The organism is Streptomyces sp. NPDC056486, assembly GCF_042795295.1.
Classification (GTDB): domain Bacteria; phylum Actinomycetota; class Actinomycetes; order Streptomycetales; family Streptomycetaceae; genus Streptomyces.
The window spans coordinates 13552-31635 of record NZ_JBHTSF010000002.1; the positions used below are offsets into that span (position 1 = coordinate 13552).

At 69.6% G+C, this 18084-nt stretch carries 17 protein-coding genes; 14 read left to right on the forward strand and 3 right to left on the reverse strand.

What is annotated here, in order from left to right; genetic code table 11:
• Window positions 1-50: 50 nt before the first annotated feature.
• From ACFQ7F_RS01290 to ACFQ7F_RS01300, 3 genes are all read right to left on the reverse strand, one after another.
• Window positions 51-977, reverse strand: a complete 927-nt coding sequence (locus ACFQ7F_RS01290) for a cation diffusion facilitator family transporter (protein WP_383264270.1) — start codon at window positions 975-977, stop codon at window positions 51-53.
• Between the two features lie 165 nt (window positions 978-1142).
• A complete protein-coding gene (gene galE, locus ACFQ7F_RS01295) occupies window positions 1143-2126 on the reverse strand; it encodes a UDP-glucose 4-epimerase GalE (protein WP_383264273.1) in 984 nt (327 codons plus the stop codon).
• Between the two features lie 206 nt (window positions 2127-2332).
• Window positions 2333-2560: a hypothetical protein gene (locus tag ACFQ7F_RS01300; RefSeq protein ID WP_383264276.1), complete on the reverse strand. Its 228-nt coding sequence runs from the start codon at window positions 2558-2560 to the stop codon at window positions 2333-2335.
• Here ACFQ7F_RS01300 and ACFQ7F_RS01305 point away from each other — a divergent pair.
• The 14 genes from ACFQ7F_RS01305 (at window position 2552) to hpnH (ending at window position 18081) form a co-directional block, all read left to right on the forward strand.
• Window positions 2552-4204: a DUF5941 domain-containing protein gene (locus ACFQ7F_RS01305; RefSeq protein ID WP_383264279.1), complete on the forward strand. Its 1653-nt coding sequence runs from the start codon at window positions 2552-2554 to the stop codon at window positions 4202-4204. The two genes, ACFQ7F_RS01300 and ACFQ7F_RS01305, sit on opposite strands and share 9 nt — an antisense overlap.
• Window positions 4201-4938 carry a sugar phosphate nucleotidyltransferase gene (locus ACFQ7F_RS01310; protein ID WP_383264282.1) on the forward strand — a complete coding sequence of 246 codons (738 nt, stop codon included), beginning with the start codon at window positions 4201-4203 and terminating at the stop codon, window positions 4936-4938. The genes ACFQ7F_RS01305 and ACFQ7F_RS01310 overlap by 4 nt, the downstream gene beginning before the upstream one ends.
• On the forward strand, window positions 4926-5990 hold the full coding sequence (locus ACFQ7F_RS01315) for an iron-containing alcohol dehydrogenase family protein (RefSeq protein WP_383264285.1): 1065 nt from the start codon (window positions 4926-4928) through the stop codon (window positions 5988-5990). Before ACFQ7F_RS01310 ends, ACFQ7F_RS01315 begins: the two co-directional genes overlap by 13 nt.
• On the forward strand, window positions 5968-6747 hold the full coding sequence (locus ACFQ7F_RS01320) for a CDP-alcohol phosphatidyltransferase family protein (protein ID WP_383264288.1): 780 nt from the start codon (window positions 5968-5970) through the stop codon (window positions 6745-6747). Before ACFQ7F_RS01315 ends, ACFQ7F_RS01320 begins: the two co-directional genes overlap by 23 nt.
• Before the next feature lie 20 nt (window positions 6748-6767).
• Window positions 6768-7640 (forward strand): glycosyltransferase family 2 protein, encoded by an 873-nt coding sequence (locus tag ACFQ7F_RS01325; RefSeq protein WP_383264828.1) that lies wholly within the window; start codon window positions 6768-6770, stop codon window positions 7638-7640.
• A 95-nt stretch (window positions 7641-7735) separates the two neighbouring features.
• Entirely contained in the window at window positions 7736-8683 is a 948-nt protein-coding gene (locus tag ACFQ7F_RS01330) for an ABC transporter permease (protein ID WP_383264291.1), read from the forward strand.
• The gene (locus ACFQ7F_RS01335) at window positions 8676-9476 is read left to right on the forward strand and encodes an ABC transporter ATP-binding protein (RefSeq protein WP_383264293.1); all 801 of its coding nucleotides are present in this window, start codon (window positions 8676-8678) and stop codon (window positions 9474-9476) included. Before ACFQ7F_RS01330 ends, ACFQ7F_RS01335 begins: the two co-directional genes overlap by 8 nt.
• A 335-nt stretch (window positions 9477-9811) precedes the next feature.
• Window positions 9812-10711: a squalene synthase HpnC gene (gene hpnC, locus ACFQ7F_RS01340; RefSeq protein WP_383264296.1), complete on the forward strand. Its 900-nt coding sequence runs from the start codon at window positions 9812-9814 to the stop codon at window positions 10709-10711.
• The gene (gene hpnD, locus ACFQ7F_RS01345) at window positions 10708-11658 is read left to right on the forward strand and encodes a presqualene diphosphate synthase HpnD (RefSeq protein WP_383264299.1); all 951 of its coding nucleotides are present in this window, start codon (window positions 10708-10710) and stop codon (window positions 11656-11658) included. The genes hpnC and hpnD overlap by 4 nt, the downstream gene beginning before the upstream one ends.
• A gap of 40 nt (window positions 11659-11698) precedes the next feature.
• A complete protein-coding gene (gene hpnE, locus ACFQ7F_RS01350) occupies window positions 11699-13180 on the forward strand; it encodes a hydroxysqualene dehydroxylase HpnE (RefSeq protein WP_383264831.1) in 1482 nt (493 codons plus the stop codon).
• Window positions 13177-14307 carry a polyprenyl synthetase family protein gene (locus ACFQ7F_RS01355; protein ID WP_383264302.1) on the forward strand — a complete coding sequence of 377 codons (1131 nt, stop codon included), beginning with the start codon at window positions 13177-13179 and terminating at the stop codon, window positions 14305-14307. Before hpnE ends, ACFQ7F_RS01355 begins: the two co-directional genes overlap by 4 nt.
• A 101-nt stretch (window positions 14308-14408) precedes the next feature.
• Entirely contained in the window at window positions 14409-16403 is a 1995-nt protein-coding gene (gene shc / locus ACFQ7F_RS01360) for a squalene--hopene cyclase (protein ID WP_383264305.1), read from the forward strand.
• Entirely contained in the window at window positions 16403-17053 is a 651-nt protein-coding gene (locus ACFQ7F_RS01365) for a 1-hydroxy-2-methyl-2-butenyl 4-diphosphate reductase (RefSeq protein ID WP_383264308.1), read from the forward strand. Before shc ends, ACFQ7F_RS01365 begins: the two co-directional genes overlap by 1 nt.
• A 5-nt stretch (window positions 17054-17058) precedes the next feature.
• Entirely contained in the window at window positions 17059-18081 is a 1023-nt protein-coding gene (hpnH, locus tag ACFQ7F_RS01370) for an adenosyl-hopene transferase HpnH (RefSeq protein WP_383264311.1), read from the forward strand.
• Window positions 18082-18084 lie beyond the last annotated feature (3 nt).

The following is an 18084-nucleotide window of genomic DNA, read 5'->3' on the forward strand; positions in this document are numbered from 1 at the left end:
GGGGCCCTCCCGGCAAGGAACCACCGGAAGTCACCCTCAGTGGGAGTGCTTCAGTGGCAGAGCTTCGCCTCGTGCTCCGCGTGGCCGAACGGTTCCAGCTGGAAGGTGCAGTGCTCGACGTCGAAGTGGTCGCCCAGGCATCCCTGCAATTCGTGCAGCATCTTCTCGTTCCCGATCCCGTTCAGCGTCTCGGAACTGACGACCACGTGTGCGGAAAGGACCGGCATTCCCGATGTGATGGTCCAGGCGTGCAGGTCGTGGACGTCCTCCACGCCCGGCAGATCCAGTATGTGCGAGCGGACCTCGGCCATGTCGACGCCCTTGGGGGCGGACTCCAGGAGCACGTTCAGGGTCTCCCGAAGGAGTTTCACCGTACGCGGGACGATCATGAGGCCGATGACGAGGGAGGCGATCGGGTCCGCCGCCTGCCAGCCGGTCGTCAGGATCAGGACCGCCGCGACGATCACGGCCAAGGAGCCGAGCGCGTCGGCCATGACCTCGAGGAAGGCGCCGCGCACGTTCAGGCTGTCCTTCTGGCCGCGCATCAGGAGCGAGAGCGAGATCATGTTCGCCACCAGGCCGATGACGCCGAAGACGATGGTCAGTCCGCCCTCGGTCTCGGCGGGCGTGATGAACCGCTGGATCGCCTCGAACAGGACGTAGCCGCCGACGCCGAGCAGCAGCAGACAGTTGGCGAGCGCGGCGAGGATCTCGGCGCGGGCATAGCCGAAGGTGCGGTTCTCCGTCGCCGGGCGGTTCGCGAACTGGATCGCGAGCAGCGCCATGCCGAGGCCGAGCGCGTCCGTCGCCATGTGCGTCGCGTCCGCGATGAGCGCGAGCGAATCCGCCATGATGCCGCCGACGATCTCGACCACCATGACGGTGATCGTGATCGACAGCGCGATGCGAAGGCGCCCTCGGTACGCAGCCGTCGCGGTCCCCCCGTGTGTGTGTCCGTGGTCGTGCCCAGCCCCCATGGCGGCCGCCTCCGTGTGCTCGGTGTCGGTCTTCTGTTCCCCGGTCGCGCGTCTGTCGCGATCACAGTGAACTACGGGTGGGGGGTACCCGGCAACACGGCACTGAACACCGTTGTCATATGCTCTGACCTGCGGAAATGACCGCAGGTCAGAGCGCTGGCACAGCTAGCCGCGGCGCGCATCGGGGTGGTGGTGGCACCAGCCCGCCCACGCGGATTCGACCATCTCGCGTACACCGCGCCGCGCCTTGAAGCCCAGTTCCTCGGCGGCGAGGCCCGTGTCGGCGACGGCGCGCGGGGCGTCGCCCGAACGGCCCGGTTCGACGAGCGCCGGGCGGTCGTCGCCGGAGATCTCACCGATGAGGGTGACGAGTTCGCGTACGGAAACACCCTCGCCCCGGCCGATGTTCACCGTCAGATCGCCCTCGGGGTGCGCCTCGACGCGGCGGGCCGCCGCGAGGTGGGCGTCGGCGAGGTCGGCGACGTGGATGTAGTCGCGCACACACGTGCCGTCCGGCGTCGGGTGGCCGTCGCCGAAGATCCGCGGCGCCTCGTCGCGGGTGAGCCGGTCAAAGACCATCGGGATCACGTTGTAGACCCCGGTGTCCGCGAGCTCGGGGGACGCGGCGCCCGCCACGTTGAAGTAGCGCAAGCACACGGTCGCGATGCCGTGCGCCTGCCCCGCGGCCCGTACCAGCCACTCCCCGGCGAGCTTCGTCTCGCCGTAGGGGTTGATCGGGACACAGGGGGTGGACTCCGTCACCAGGTCCACGTCGGGCGGGTTCCCGTACACGGCGGCCGACGAGGAGAAGACGAACCGCTTGATCCCGGCCTCGGCCACCGCTTCGAGGAGCGTCACCAGGCCGCCCAGGTTCTCCCGGTAGTAGCGCAGCGGCTGCTCCACGGATTCGCCGACCTGCTTGCGCGCCGCGAGATGCACCACACCCGTCACGCCGTGCTCGGCGAAGACCCGCCGCAGCAGCTCACCGTCGAACGAAGAGCCCCTAATGAGAGGGATGTCCGCGGGGAGCCGCTCAGGCACCCCCGCCGAGACGTCGTCAAGAACGATGACCCGCTCCCCGGCGCCCGCCATCGCCCGCGCTACATGCGCCCCGATATATCCCGCTCCACCTGTGATCATCCATGTCATGGACGTCGACTTTATGTCGTTTGTGCCGGTCGAATGACGTGCGGTTTGTGGGTGCCGCCTCCGATCGACCATGATGATCGAGTTGGCGGCGGCCCTGGCAGGCTGCGCTTATCGGGCCGTAAACGGGCGGTGAACGCCTGCTTCCCATCATCCGATAGCCTCTGCCGACGTGCCGCCCGGCCCCTGCCGGCCAGGGGCGCCCCTCATCACGCACGTGCCCGGCGCGAGCCGCGCCGGGAATCAAGGAGTGAGTTCGTCTGTCGACCGCCATCCTGACCGGTCAGCCGGTCCCCGGGTCGCCGCTCGAAGGCGATCTGCGGTCCCTGGGGTTTGACGTCCGGGTCGCCTCCGACGCGGCGGACACCGAGACGCTGCTCGCCGCCGTCCCGGCCGGTCAGCGGGTCGCGGTCGTCGACGCGCGCTTCGTGGGCCACGTCCACGCGCTCCGCCTCGGCCTGACCGACCCGCGCTTCGCCGCATCCGCCGTCCCCGGCGCCGTCAGCGCGCGGCCCGAGGCACGGGCCGACCTGACGCACGCGCTGCGCGCCACCACCGGCTCCGGCAACGGCGGCGGCTCCGCCCTCACGGTCGAGGCGATCGCCGACCACGTCGCCGAGGCGATCGAAGCCGGGGGCCGCGCACTCCACCGCCCCGACCTCGGCACCCTCGTCGCCACCGTGGCAAGGGATCCGCAGGCCCGCAACGAGGCACGCCAGGCCGTCGCCGCCGTGGACGACGAAGCCGTACGCCTGCGGACCGCGGTCAAGTCGCGGGACGGTTTCTTCACGACGTACTGCATCTCCCCTTACTCGCGTTACATCGCCCGCTGGTGCGCGCGCCGCGGCCTCACCCCGAACCAGGTCACCACCGCGTCGCTGCTCGTCGCCCTGATCGCGGCGGGCTCCGCGGCCACCGGCACCCGCGCCGGCTTCGTCGCGGCGGGCCTGCTTCTGCTCTTCTCCTTCGTCCTCGACTGCACGGACGGGCAGCTCGCCCGCTACTCCCTGCAGTACTCGACCCTCGGCGCCTGGCTCGACGCGACCTTCGACCGCGCCAAGGAGTACGCCTACTACGCGGGCCTGGCGCTCGGCGCGGCCAACGCCACGGGCGACGACGTATGGGCGCTCGCGCTCGGCGCGATGGTCCTGCAGACGTCCCGGCACGTCGTGGACTTCTCCTTCAACGAGGCGAACCACGACGCGACCGCCAACACCAGCCCCACCGCGGCCCTCTCGGACAAGCTCGACAGCGTCGGGTGGACCGTCTGGCTGCGCCGGATGATCGTCCTTCCGATCGGTGAGCGCTGGGCGCTGATCGCCGTGCTCACCGCGGTCACCACGCCGCGCATCACCCTGATCGTGCTGCTCATCGGCTGCGGCCTCGCCGCCTGCTACACCACGGCGGGGCGCGTCCTGCGCTCGCTGACCCGCAGGGCGACCCGCACCGACCGCGCCGCACAGGCACTCGCGGACCTCGCCGACAGCGGGCCGCTCGCCTCCGCCTTCGCGGCGCTCGGGCGCGGCCGCCTCTCCCTGCCCGTCCCGGCCCCGGCCCTCGCCTTCGTCGGCGGAGCGGTGGTCGTCTGCGTGGCGGGCCTCACGTCCTACGGCAGCCCCTGGGTGGTCGTCGCCGCCGTCGTCTACGTCATCACTTCGGGTCTGGCTGTCGCCCGCCCCCTCAAGGGCACCCTCGACTGGCTGGTCCCGCCGTTCTTCCGCGCGGCCGAGTACGGCACGATCCTGCTGCTCGCCGCCAAGGCGGACGTGAACGGCGCCTTGCCCGCGGCTTTCGGGCTGGTGTCCGCAGTCGCCTACCATCACTACGACACGGTGTACCGCATCCGCGGCGACGCCGGCGCCCCTCCGCACTGGCTGGTGCGGGCGATCGTCGGACACGAAGGCAGGACCCTCGTGGTCGCTGTCGCCGCCGCCCTGCTCACCGACACAGATTTCACCGTCGCGCTCACGGCACTCGCCGTGGCCGTGGCACTCGTGGTGCTCGTCGAGAGCATCCGCTACTGGGTGACCGCTCACAAGCGCGGCGCACCCGCCGTACACGATGAAGGAGAACCCGCATGATCGGCCTTGTGCTGGCGGCCGGCGCCGGACGGCGTCTTCGCCCCTACACCGACACGCTTCCCAAGGCCCTGGTGCCGGTCGACGGTGACACCACCATCCTCGACCTGACCCTCGGCAACTTCGCGGAGATCGGTCTGACCGAGGTCGCGATCATCGTCGGTTACAAGAAGGAGGCGGTCTACGACCGCAAGGCGGCGCTCGAGGCGAAGTACGGCCTCAAGCTCACGCTGATCGACAACGACAAGGCCGAGGAGTGGAACAACGCCTACTCCCTCTGGTGCGGTCGTGACGCGATCAAGCACACGGTGATCCTCGCCAACGGCGACACCGTGCACCCCGTCTCCGTCGAGAAGACGCTGCTCGCCGCCCGCGGCGAGGGCAAGAAGATCATCCTCGCCCTCGACACGGTGAAGAACCTCGCCGACGAGGAGATGAAGGTCATCGTGGACCCCGAGAAGGGCGTCCAGAAGATCACCAAGCTGATGGACCCCGCGTCCGCCACCGGTGAGTACATCGGTGTCACGCTCATCGAGGGCGACGCCGCCGAGCAGCTGGCCGACGCCCTGAAGACCACCTTCGAGCGCGACCCCGACCTCTACTACGAGGACGGCTACCAGGAGCTCGTCAACCGCGGCTTCAAGATCGACGTGGAGCCGATCGGCGACATCAAGTGGGTCGAGATCGACAACCACGACGACCTCGCCAAGGGCCGGGAGATCGCGTGCCAGTACTGACGAGGCTCATCCCCTCGCCGGTCGTCGTGGACATCCGGCCGGGGGCGCTCAACGACCTGGCCGGGGTCCTGGCCGACCAGCGGATCTGCTCGTCAACCGGCAAGCTCGCCATCGCCATCAGCGGCGGATCCGGCGCGGTCCTGCGGCAGCGGCTCGAAGCGTCGCTGCCCACCGCCGAGTGGTTCGAGGTGGGCGGCGGCACGCTCGACGACGCCATCAAGCTCGCCGACGCCATCAAGAAGGGCCGCTACGACGCGGTCGTCGGCCTCGGCGGCGGCAAGATCATCGACTGCGCCAAGTTCGCCGCCGCGCGGGTCGGCGCGCCGCTGGTCGCCGTCGCGACGAACCTGTCGCACGACGGCCTCTGCTCGCCGGTCGCCACGCTCGACAACGACGCGGGCCGCGGCTCGTACGGAGTGCCGAACCCCATCGCGGTCGTCATCGACCTCGATGTGATCCGCGAGGCCCCCGTACGTTTCGTGCGCTCCGGCATCGGCGACGCCCTGTCCAACATCTCCGCGATCGCGGACTGGGAGCTCGCCGCACGTGAGCGCGGCGAGGACATCGACGGCCTCGCGGCCGCGATGGCGCGCCAGGCGGGCGAGGCGGTCCTGCGTCACCCCGGTGGCGTCGGCGACGACGCCTTCCTGCAGGTCCTCGCCGAGGGTCTGGTCCTCACCGGCATCGCGATGTCCGTGTCGGGCGACTCCCGCCCGGCGTCCGGCGCCTGCCACGAGATCAACCACGCCTTCGACCTCCTCTTCCCCAAGCGCGCGGCGAGCCACGGCGAGCAGTGCGGCCTGGGTGCGGCCTTCGCGATGTTCCTGCGAGGGGCGAAGGAGGAGTCCGCCTACATGGTGGAGGTACTGCGCAGGCACGGCCTCCCCGTGACGCCCGAGGAGATCGGCTTCACCGTGGACGAGTTCGTCCAGGTCGTGGAGTACGCCCCGCAGACGCGCCCCGGGCGCTACACGATCCTCGAGCACCTCAATCTGAATTCCGACCAGATCAAGGACGCATACGCCGACTATGCCAAGGCCATCGGTAGCTGAACTCCGCCCCGTCGTTCACCCCGCAGGGGTGAAGGACCGGCGCAGCGGTGAGCACTGGGCGGGACGCCTGTACATGCGAGAGATCTCGCTGCGCTGCGACCGCTACCTGGTGAACACCAGGATCACGCCCAACCAGCTCACGTATCTGATGACCGTGGCAGGCGCCCTCGCCGCCCCGGCCCTCCTGGTACCGGGGATCACGGGCGCCGTGCTCGGCGTGCTCATGGTCCAGCTGTATCTCCTGCTCGACTGTGTCGACGGCGAGATCGCCCGCTGGCGCAAGCAGTACTCGATGGCCGGGGTCTACCTCGACCGGGTCGCCGCCTACCTGTGCGACGCCGCGGTCCTGGTCGGCTTCGGTCTTCGCGCCGCCGACCTGTGGGGCTCGGGCCGGATCGACTGGCTGTGGGCCTTCCTCGGCACGCTCGCCGCGCTCGGCGCCATCCTGATCAAGGCGGAGACCGACCTCGTCGGTGTCGCCCGGCACCAGCAGGGCCTCGCACCGGTCAAGGAGTCGGCCTCCGAGCCGCGCTCGTCCGGCATGGCCCTGGCCCGCAAGGCAGCGGGGGCGCTGAAGTTCCACCGGCTCGTGCTCGGCATCGAGGCGTCCCTGCTCATCCTGGTCCTCGCGATCGTGGACTCGGTCCGCGGCGATCTGCTCTTCTCGCGGATCGGTGTCGCCGTACTGGCCGGTATCGCGCTGCTCCAGACCCTGCTGCACCTCGTGTCCATCCTCGCTTCCAGCAGGCTGAAGTGAGTGCGGCGGGGAGCCGGCCCCTGAAGGTCGGCGCGGTCATCATCACCATGGGCAACCGGCCGCAGGAGCTGCGCGCCCTGCTCGACTCGGTCGCCAAGCAGGACGGCGACCCGGTCGAGGTGGTGGTCGTCGGCAACGGCGCCCCCGTGCCCGAGGTCCCCGAGGGCGTACGCACCGTCGAGCTTCCCGAGAACCTCGGCATCCCCGGCGGCCGCAACGTCGGCATCGAGGCGTTCGGTCCCGGCGGCACGGACGTCGACATCCTTCTCTTCCTCGACGACGACGGCCTCCTCGCGAACATGGACACGGCCCAGCTGTGCCGAGAGGCCTTCACCGCCGACCCGAAGCTCGGGATCATCAGCTTCCGCATCGCCGACCCGGACACGGGGGAGACCCAGCGTCGCCACGTTCCGCGGCTGCGCGCGGCCGATCCGATGCGCTCATCGCGCGTGACGACCTTCCTCGGCGGCGGCAACGCCGTCCGTACGCAGGTCTTCGCCGATGTCGGCCCTCTGCCCGGCGAGTTCTTCTACGCCCACGAGGAGACCGACCTCGCCTGGCGTGCGCTGAACGCGGGCTGGATGATCGACTACCGCGCCGACATGGTGCTCTTCCACCCGACGACCGCCCCCTCCAGGCACGCGGTCTACCACCGGATGGTCGCCCGCAACCGGGTCTGGCTCGCCCGCCGCAATCTGCCCGCGCTCCTGGTCCCGGTCTACCTCGGTGTGTGGATGCTCCTGACCCTGGCCAGGCGCCCGTCCGGCCCCGCGCTCAAGGCGTGGTTCGGCGGGTTCAAGGAGGGCTGGACCACGCCCTGCGGACCTCGCAAACCGATGAGGTGGCGTACGGTGTGGCGCCTGACCCGACTGGGCCGACCTCCTGTCATCTGAGAAGCTCGGGTCTGAGAACATCTGGGCCATACCCCGGTCCCTGGCCCATGCCTACGCCCGACCGGCTGCGCATCTGAAGACGAAAGTTTCCACTCGTGAGTGAGACAACGCATGACGGCGGAGTCGCGGTGACAGCATCCCCGTCGACCCCGCCGCCCGATGACGGGCTCTCCCGGGCCGATCTCGCCGCCAAGTACGGTCTGACCGTCAGCGGCGCACGGCCCGGACTTTTCGAGTACGTCAACCAGCTCTGGGGGCGGCGCCACTTCATCCTCGCCTTCTCGCAGGCGAAGCTGACCGCCCAGTACAGCCAGGCCAAGCTCGGCCAGCTGTGGCAGGTGGCGACGCCGCTCCTGAACGCCGCGGTCTACTTCTTCATCTTCGGACTGCTGCTCGGCGCCAGGGACGGCATTCCGCACCACATCTACGTGCCGTTCCTGGTGACCGGTGTCTTCGTCTTCACGTTCACGCAGAGCTCCGTCATGGCGGGCGTGCGGGCGATCTCCGGCAACCTCGGCCTGGTCAGGGCCCTGCACTTCCCGCGCGCCTCGCTGCCGATCTCCTTCGCGCTCCAGCAGCTCCAGCAGCTGCTGTTCTCGATGATCGTGCTCGTCATCATCATGTGTGCGTTCGGGATCTACCCCGCCCTCTCCTGGCTCCTGGTCCTGCCCGCGCTGCTCCTGCAGTTCGTGTTCAACATGGGCCTGGCGCTGATCTTCGCCCGGATGGGCAGCAAGACGCCCGACCTGGCACAGCTCATGCCGTTCGTGATGCGGACCTGGATGTACGCCTCGGGCGTCATGTTCAGCATCCCCGCGATGCTCTCGACCAAGGAGGGCGTGCCCAGCTGGGTCGGGGACGTGCTCCAGTGGAACCCCGCCGCCGTCTACATGGACCTGATCCGCTTCGCCATGATCGACGACTACGGCAAGTCGTACCTGCCGGAACACGTCTGGTTCATCGCCGCCGGCTGGGCGGTCCTGTTCGGCGTGGTCGGCTTCGTGTACTTCTGGAAGGCTGAGGAGCGTTACGGCCGTGGCTGACGAAGACAAGATCGAAGACACGATCACCGACAAGGGGCACATCCCCACCGTCATCGCCGACGAGCTGCACATCGTCTACCGCGTGAACGGCGCGAAGACGGGCAAGGGCAGCGCCACCTCCGCACTGAGCCGCATGTTCAAGCGCGGCGAGGAGCGGGGCGTACGCAAGGTGCACGCCGTGCGCGGCGTCAGCTTCACCTCCTACCGCGGCGAGGCCATCGGCCTGATCGGCTCGAACGGCTCCGGCAAGTCGACCCTGCTCCGTGCCATCGCAGGCCTGCTCCCCGCCGAGCAGGGCAAGGTCTACACCGACGGCCAGCCCTCGCTGCTCGGCGTCAACGCGGCCCTGATGAACGACCTGACGGGCGAGCGCAACGTCATACTCGGCGGGCTCGCGATGGGCATGACGCGCGAGCAGATCAGGGAGCGCTACCAGGACATCGTCGACTTCTCGGGCATCAACGAGAAGGGCGATTTCATCACGCTGCCGATGCGCACCTACTCGTCCGGCATGGCGGCCCGTCTGCGCTTCTCCATCGCGGCCGCCAAGGACCACGACGTGCTGATGATCGACGAGGCCCTGGCCACCGGCGACCGGAAGTTCCAGAAGCGCTCCGAGGCCCGCATCCGCGAGCTCCGCAAGGAGGCCGGCACGGTCTTCCTCGTCAGCCACAACAACAAGTCCATCCGCGACACCTGCGACCGCGTGCTGTGGCTCGAGCGCGGCGAGCTGCGCATGGACGGGCCGACCGACGAGGTCATCAAGGAGTACGAGAAGTTCACGGGCAAGTAGCCCGCCCCGTACACCCGAATGTGTCAGGGCCCCACCGGAGTCAACCCGGTGGGGCCCTTGTGCGTCCTGAGTCTTCGACTGCCCCGGTGGTGTCTCAAGTCCCTTGGGCCCAGGGAAGATTGACGCCAATCGGTGTGTTGTTGTGATGCGCGGAACACCCCGACGATGCAGGCTGCGTTGTACAACGTAAGCTGTACGGGTGCTGATTCGCGGCAAGTGGGGCGATATCGCGCGGCGCCCCGGCTCATGACTCGGTCCGCCTCGTGGCGGGCCGGGCGGCGTGTCCGAAATGGGTTGTATTGGGTCGGCAGTGTAGAACGGGAGATGTGACGGCAATGGCTACGGATGATCTCCAGCTGCGCGACGCATCCGCCGTCCTCGCGAAGGCCGCGGACGAGAACTTCCCGGTGGCGCCCTTCTTCCTGCCCCGCGCCTGGCGCGACGACCTCATGGCGGTGTACGGCTACGCCCGACTCGTCGACGACATCGGCGACGGCGACCTGGCCCCCGGCGGCGGCGACGCCCGCCACCTCGGTGTGGACCCCGATGCCGCCGACGACCGGCTCGCTCTCCTGGACGCCTTCGAGGCCGACCTGCACCGGGTCTTCGGGCCCGGTGAGCCCCGCCACCCCCTGATGCGCGCGCTGCAGCCCACCGTGCGGCGCTGTGACCTCACGCCCGAACCCTTCCTCGGCCTGATCGCGGCCAACCGCCAGGATCAGCTCGTCGCGCGCTACGAGACGTACGACGACCTCCTGGCCTACTGCGAGCTTTCAGCGAACCCCGTGGGCCGTCTGGTCCTCGGCATCACCGGCACCGCGACCCCGGAGCGGATCCGCCGCTCGGACGCGGTGTGCACCGCCCTCCAGATCGTCGAGCACCTGCAGGACGTCGCCGAGGACCTGGAACGGGACCGTATTTACCTGCCCGCCGAAGACATGAAGCGATTTCATGTGCGGGAGCGGGATCTGGCCGCATCGACAGCAGGCGCATCGGTGCGCGCACTGGTTGCATATGAAGCAGAACGCGCCCGCTGCCTCCTGAATGAAGGAACCCCCTTGGTGGGTAGCGTCCACGGCAGGCTGAAGGTGCTGCTTGCGGGCTTCGTGGCTGGGGGGAGGGCGGCGGTCCATGCGATCGCCGCCGCCGGATACGACGTACTTCCTGGACCGCCGAAGCCCACCAAGCCGCGTTTGCTGCGTGAGGTGGGAGCGGTTCTGCGAGGAGAGGGGTGAGCCGGACCGTGGAGTCAGGCCCGAACGTGTCCGCGCCGGTTCTCGCCGCATACAGCTACTGCGAGGCCGTCACCGGACAGCAAGCACGCAATTTCGCCTACGGCATCAGATTGCTCCCGATGCCCAAGCGCCGCGCCATGTCGGCGCTCTACGCCCTCTCGCGGCGCGTGGACGACATCGGTGACGGCGCGCTCGCGCCGGACGTCAAGGCCGAGCGCCTCGACGAGACCCGGGCGTTGCTCGTCCGGATCCGCGGGGGCGAGGTGGACGAGGACGACACCGACCCCGTGGCGGTCGCGCTCGCGCATGCCGCGGAGCACTTCCCCCTCCCGCTCGGCGGTCTCGACGAGCTGATCGACGGAGTCCTGATGGATGTCCGCGGTGAGACGTACGAGACGTGGGAGGACCTCAAGGTCTACTGCCGGTGCGTGGCCGGGGCCATCGGACGGCTCTCCCTGGGCGTATTCGGTACGGAGCGGGGGGCGCTCCATGCCGAGCGCGCGCCGGAGTATGCCGACACGCTCGGCCTTGCGCTCCAACTCACCAACATCCTGCGCGACGTTCGCGAGGACGCGGAGAACGGCCGTACGTATCTTCCCGCCGACGACCTCGCCAAGTTCGGCTGCTCCGCCGGGTTCTCGGGTTCACAGCCGCCCGCCGGTTCCGACTTCGCCGGACTCGTGCACTTCGAGGTGCGCAGGGCGCGGGCCCTTTTCGCCGAGGGGTACCGACTGCTTCCCATGCTGGACCGGCGCAGCGGGGCCTGCGTCGCCGCCATGGCGGGCATCTACCGACGGCTTCTCGACCGCATCGAGCGGGAGCCGGAGGCGGTCCTGCGCGGCCGTGTCTCGCTGCCGGGGCACGAAAAGGCGTATGTCGCCGTGCGCGGTCTCTCCGGTCTCGACGCACGCACCATCTCCCGACAGACCGTCCGGAGGCGTACTTGATGGGCATCCACGGCGAATGCGGTGAACGTAGGGCAAGACCCTGCAACCGTCCGGCAACCCTCCGCTCCGCCCTGGCGTCCCAGACTGCAACGGCCGAGGGGGAGAGGGCATGAGGGACGACGACATGCGATCGGCTGAGGAGGCCGACGGCCAAGCCGGGCGGGGGGCCGCCGTGGTGGTCGGCGGGGGTCTCGCCGGTATCACCGCGGCGCTGTCCCTCGCCGACGCGGGGCTGCGCGTGACACTGCTCGAAGGGCGGCCGCGCCTCGGCGGGCTCGCCTTCTCCTTCAAGCGCGGCGAGCTGACCGTCGACAACGGCCAGCACGTCTATCTGCGCTGCTGCACCGCCTACCGCTGGTTTCTCGACCGCGTCGACGGCGCGGCTCTCGCACCCCTGCAGGAACGTCTCGACGTGCCTGTACTCGACGCCGACCGGAACCGCCTCGGACGCCTTCGACGCACCGCCCTTCCCGTGCCGCTGCACCTCGCGGCGAGCCTCGCCACGTATCCGCATCTGTCGCTCGCGGAGCGCGCCAACGTGGGACGCGCCGCGCTCGCCCTCAAGGGACTCGACCCGGCCGACCCCAGGCTCGACGGCCAGGACTTCGGCAGCTGGCTCGCCGCGCACGGTCAGTCGGCGCGCGCCATCGAGGCCCTGTGGGACCTGGTCGGTGTGGCCACGCTGAACGCCGTCGCGGGGGACTCCTCGCTCGGCCTCGCCGCGATGGTCTTCAAGACCGGGCTGCTCTCGCAGCCGGGCGCCGCCGACATCGGCTGGGCACACGTGCCCCTCGGTGACATCCATGACACGCTCGCCCGCAAGGCGCTCGACTCCGCGGGCGTGCGAACCGAATTGAAGACACGAGTCACCTCCATCTCCCGTACGGAGAACGGGGGTTGGCAGGTCGAAGTTCCCGGCGAGGAAATCCAGGCGGACACGGTCGTCCTCGCCGTGCCGCAGCACGAGACGCACGACCTGTTGCCGGAAGGTGTCCTCGACGAGCCCGACCGGCTGCTCGACATCGACACCGCCCCGATCCTCAACATCCACGTCGTCTACGACCGCAAGGTCCTGCGGCGCCCCTTCTTCGCGGCCATCGGCTCGCCGGTGCAGTGGGTCTTCGACCGGACCGACGCCTCCGGGCTCGCGGAGGGTCAGTACCTCGCACTGTCCCAGTCCGCGGCCCAGGACGAGATCGACGCTCCCGTCTCCGCGCTGCGCGAGCGCTATCTGCCGGAGCTGGAGCGCATGCTGCCCGCCGCGCACGGCGCGGAAGTACGGGACTTCTTCGTGACCCGGGAGCGTACGGCGACGTTCGCACCGACTCCCGGCGTGGGCCGGCTGCGGCCCGGTGCTCGCACCAAGGCTCCCGGCCTGTATCTCGCCGGGGCGTGGACCGCCACCGGGTGGCCCGCGACCATGGAGAGCGCCGTGCGCAGTGGCATCAGTGCCGCCGAGGCAGCTCTCCTCGCACTCGACCGCCCCCGCGACCACCTCTTCGACGCCGAGGAGGCCGCGTGAAGCCAGCCCTTCTGGGGTCAGGTCCCCAGAAATCCAGCACCGGAACAAGAGGAGAGACTGTGCCGACTGTGCCCTCGGCCGAAACGGCTGCCGACACGGTGGACGTGACCTCACTGCTCGAGCGCGGAAGGACGCTGGCCACCCCGGTGCTGCGGTCCGCCGTGGACCGCCTCGCGCCGCCCATGGACACCGTCGCCGCCTACCACTTCGGCTGGATCGACGCCGAGGGCAACCCGTCGGACGGTGACGGCGGCAAGGCCGTGCGCCCGGCGCTCGCCCTGCTCTCCGCGGAGGCCGCGGGTGCCGCGCCGGAAGTCGGCGTACCCGGAGCCGTCGCCGTCGAGCTGGTGCACAACTTCTCGTTGCTGCACGACGATCTGATGGACGGCGACGAGCAGCGCCGCCACCGCGACACGGTGTGGAAGGTGCACGGCCCGGCCCAGGCCATCCTCGTCGGCGACGCCCTCTTCGCGCTCGCCAACGAGATCCTCCTGGAGATCGGCACCGTCGAGGCGGGCCGCGCCACGCGCCGTCTGACCACCGCGACCCGCGCCCTGATCGACGGTCAGGCGCAGGACATCTCCTACGAGCACCGCGAGCGGGTCACCGTCGAGGAGTGCCTGGAGATGGAGGGCAACAAGACCGGCGCCCTCCTCGCCTGCGCGGTCTCCATCGGTGCCGTACTCGGCGGCGCCGACGACCGCACCGCCGACACCCTGGAGAAGTACGGCTACCACCTCGGCCTCGCCTTCCAGGCCGTGGACGATCTGCTCGGCATCTGGGGCGACCCGGAGTCCACCGGCAAGCAGACCTGGAGCGACCTTCGCCAGCGCAAGAAGTCACTGCCGGTCGTGGCCGCGCTCGCCGCGGGCGGGCCCGCGTCCGAGCAGCTCGGCGAGCTGCTCGCGGCCGACGCCAAGAGCAATGACTTCGACAGCTTCTCCGAGGAGGAGTTCGCCGCACGCGCCGCCCTGATCGAGCAGGCGGGCGGCCGCGAGTGGACCGCCGAGGAGGCCCGGCGCCAGCACACCATCGCCATCGAGGCCCTCGACACCATCCAGATGCCGGAGCGGGTGCGGGCGCAGCTCGTCGCGCTCGCCGATTTCGTTGTCGTACGGAAGAGATGATCACTATCGAGCGCATATGACTCGCAGTCGCCGGCCGGCGCCCAGCGCGTCGGCCGACGGCGGACCCACAGCAGAGAAGACGACTGCACGAAGGGGAAGCCATGACAGCGACGACCGACGGAAGCACCGGAGCGGTAACGCCCCGCGCAGCCTCGGCCAGCCAGCCACTCGACCCGACCGCCGCGCCGCCAGGGCCACTTGACGCTGCCGCGCGTGCCATACAACGCTCCACCGACTTCCTGCTCGCTCAGCAGGACGCCCAAGGCTGGTGGAAGGGCGACCTCGACACGAACGTGACGATGGACGCCGAGGACCTGCTGCTCCGTCAGTTCCTGGGGATCCGGGACGAGGAGACCACCCGCGCCGCCGCGCTGTTCATCCGCGGCGAGCAGCGCGATGACGGGACCTGGGCCACGTTCTACGGCGGCCCCGGTGAACTCTCCACCACCATCGAGGCGTACGTCGCGCTGCGTCTGGCGGGCGACGCCCCGAGCGATCCGCACATGGCGAGGGCCGCCGCCTGGATCCGCGGCCAGGGCGGCATCGCCGAGAGCCGCGTCTTCACCCGCATCTGGCTCGCCCTGTTCGGCTGGTGGAAGTGGGACGACCTGCCCGAACTCCCGCCGGAGCTCATCTATTTCCCCAAGTGGCTGCCCCTCAACATCTACGACTTCGGGTGCTGGGCCCGCCAGACGATCGTGCCGCTCACGGTCGTCTCCGCCCTGCGCCCCGTCCGGCCCGCGCCCTTCCCGCTGGAAGAGCTGCACAGCGACGTGCGCGTACCGAACCCCAGTAAGCCCCTTGCCCGCATGGGGAGTTGGGACGGCGTCTTCCAGCGGCTCGACAAGGCGCTGCACGTCTACCACAAGTTCGCCCCGCGCAAAGTGCGCAAGGCCGCGATGAACAGCGCCGCCCGCTGGATCATCGAACGGCAGGAGAACGACGGCTGCTGGGGCGGCATTCAGCCACCCGCCGTCTACTCCGTGATCGCCCTTCACCTGCTCGGCTACGACCTGGAACACCCGGTCCTCAAAGCGGGCCTCGCCTCGCTCGACCGGTTCGCGGTCTGGCGCGATGACGGCGCCCGGATGATCGAGGCGTGCCAGTCGCCGGTCTGGGACACCTGCCTCGCGACCATCGCACTCGCCGACGCGGGCGTGCCCGCCGACCACCCGCAGCTCGTCAAGGCGGCCGACTGGATGCTCGGCGAGGAGATCGTACGGCCGGGCGACTGGTCGGTGCGGAGGCCCCAACTAGCCCCTGGAGGCTGGGCGTTCGAGTTCCACAACGACAACTACCCGGACATCGACGACACCGCCGAGGTCATCCTGGCCCTGCGGCGCGTCGACCACCCGGACCGCCCGCGCATGGAGAACGCGATCTCCCGCGGGGTGCGCTGGAACCTGGGCATGCAGTCCAAGAACGGCGCGTGGGCCGCCTTCGACGCGGACAACACGAGCCCGTTCCCCAACCGGCTGCCGTTCTGCGACTTCGGCGAGGTCATCGACCCGCCGTCGGCCGACGTCACCGGGCACGTCGTCGAGATGCTCGCCATCGAGGGCAAGGCGCACGACCCGCGCACCCGGCGCGGTATCGAGTGGCTGCTCGCCGAACAGGAGCCGGACGGTTCCTGGTTCGGCCGCTGGGGCGTCAACTACGTATACGGGACAGGGTCCGTGGTGCCCGCCCTCACCGCTTCGGGCCTGCCGGGCTCGCACCCCGCGCTGCGCCGCGCCGTCGGCTGGCTGGAGTCGGTGCAGAACGACGACGGGGGCTGGGGCGAGGACCTGCGCTCCTACCGCTACGAGGAGTGGCGGGGCCACGGCGTCTCCACCGCGTCGCAGACCGCCTGGGCGCTGCTCGCGCTGCTCGCGGCAGGCGAGGGGCAGTCCAAGGCCGTGGAGCGGGGCATCACCTGGCTCGCCGAGACCCAGCGGGACGACGGCTCCTGGGACGAGCCGTACTTCACCGGCACCGGCTTCCCCTGGGACTTCTCCATCAACTACCACCTCTACCGGCAGGTGTTCCCGCTCACCGCGCTCGGCCGGTACGTGAACGGGGAGCCGTTCGCGGGCCTCGCCGTCAAGGGGGGTTGATGGACCGGACCCCGGCCGCTCAGAGCCCGACGCCGCTCCTCATCGCCTGCGCCCTCGGCATCGAGCACCTCGCCCTGCGCACGGGTGACCGCGGGGGTTCGCGCGGACGGGTCACCGTGCTCCGTACGGGCATGGGCCCCAAGAACGCCGAGCGCGCCGTCACCGGAGCTCTCGGCAAGGAACAGCTGCGCCACGCCGCCGTCGTGGCCACCGGTTTCTGTGCCGGGCTCGTCCCCGGCATGCACCCCGGCGATCTGGTCGTCGCCGACCAGACCCGCGACGTACACGGCCACACGCTGTGCGTCGGTACGGAACTCCTTGTCAAGGAGCTGGTGCGGGCCGTGCCCGGGCGCACCGTGCACACCGGCCCGCTGACCGGCTCCGACCACGTCGTCCGCGGACACGAACGCGCCGCCCTGCTCGCCACGGGCGCGATCGCGGTGGACATGGAGTCCGCCGCGACGCTGCACAGCGCGATGCGGGCGGGAGCCCGGCCGGTTGCCGCCGTCCGGGTGGTCGTGGACGCCCCACAGCACGAACTCGTCCGCATCGGCACGGTACGCGGTGGAATATCGGCTTTCCGCGTCCTTCGTGCCGTGCTTCCCGCATTTTTCGAATGGCACCGTTCTTCTTTGCTCCCTCGGAGGTGAGCCAGATGGCCATGCCGCTGCGCCAGACCGTCAAGGTCGCGACGTATCTCTTTGAACAGAAGCTCCGCAAGCGTGAGAAGTTTCCGCTGATCGTCGAGTTGGAACCGCTTTTCGCGTGCAACCTCGCGTGCGAGGGATGCGGAAAGATCCAGCACCCGGCCGGCGTGCTCAAACAGCGCATGCCGGTGGCCCAGGCCGTGGGCGCCGTGCTCGAATCCGGTGCGCCGATGGTGTCCATCGCCGGTGGCGAACCGCTGATGCACCCTCACATCGACGAGATCGTGCGGCAGTTGGTGGCGAAGAAGAAGTACGTCTTCCTCTGCACCAACGCCATGCTGCTGCGCAAGAAGCTGGAGAAGTTCACCCCGTCCCCGTACTTCGCGTTCGCCGTGCACATCGACGGCATGCGCGAGCGGCACGACGAATCCGTCGCGAAGGAGGGCGTGTTCGACGAGGCGGTGGAGGCCATCAAGGAAGCCAAGAAACGCGGTTTCCGGGTGACCACCAACTCCACCTTCTTCAGCAACGACACACCGCAGAACATCATCGAGGTCCTCAACTTCCTCAACGACGAGCTGGAAGTCGACGAGATGATGCTCTCGCCCGCCTACGCCTACGAGAAGGCGCCGGACCAGGAGCACTTCCTGGGCGTCGACCAGACCCGCGAACTCTTCAAGAAGGCCTTCGCGGGCGGCAACAGGCGGCGCTGGCGCCTGAACCACTCGCCGCTGTTCCTCGACTTCCTCGAGGGCAAGGCGGACTTCCCGTGCACCGCGTGGGCGATCCCGAACTACTCGCTCTTCGGCTGGCAGCGCCCCTGCTACCTGATGAGCGACGGGTACGTCCCCACGTACAAGGAGCTCATCGAGGAGACCGACTGGAGCAAGTACGGCCGCGGCAAGGACCCGAGGTGCGCCAACTGCATGGCGCACTGCGGCTACGAGCCGACCGCCGTCCTCGCCACCATGGGCTCACTCAAGGAGTCCATCCGCGCCGCCCGTGAGACGGTCTCCGGAAACCGCGGGTGACGT

Coding starts and splice junctions, on each gene's coding strand:
- ACFQ7F_RS01290 (WP_383264270.1), bottom strand. CDS start 977: ATGGGGGCTGGGCACGACCACGGACACACACACGGGGGGACCGCGACG.
- galE (WP_383264273.1), bottom strand. CDS start 2,126: ATGACATGGATGATCACAGGTGGAGCGGGATATATCGGGGCGCATGTA.
- ACFQ7F_RS01310 (WP_383264282.1), top strand. CDS start 4,201: ATGATCGGCCTTGTGCTGGCGGCCGGCGCCGGACGGCGTCTTCGCCCC.
- ACFQ7F_RS01320 (WP_383264288.1), top strand. CDS start 5,968: ATGCCAAGGCCATCGGTAGCTGAACTCCGCCCCGTCGTTCACCCCGCA.
- hpnC (WP_383264296.1), top strand. CDS start 9,812: ATGGCTACGGATGATCTCCAGCTGCGCGACGCATCCGCCGTCCTCGCG.
- shc (WP_383264305.1), top strand. CDS start 14,409: ATGACAGCGACGACCGACGGAAGCACCGGAGCGGTAACGCCCCGCGCA.
- ACFQ7F_RS01365 (WP_383264308.1), top strand. CDS start 16,403: ATGGACCGGACCCCGGCCGCTCAGAGCCCGACGCCGCTCCTCATCGCC.
- hpnH (WP_383264311.1), top strand. CDS start 17,059: ATGGCCATGCCGCTGCGCCAGACCGTCAAGGTCGCGACGTATCTCTTT.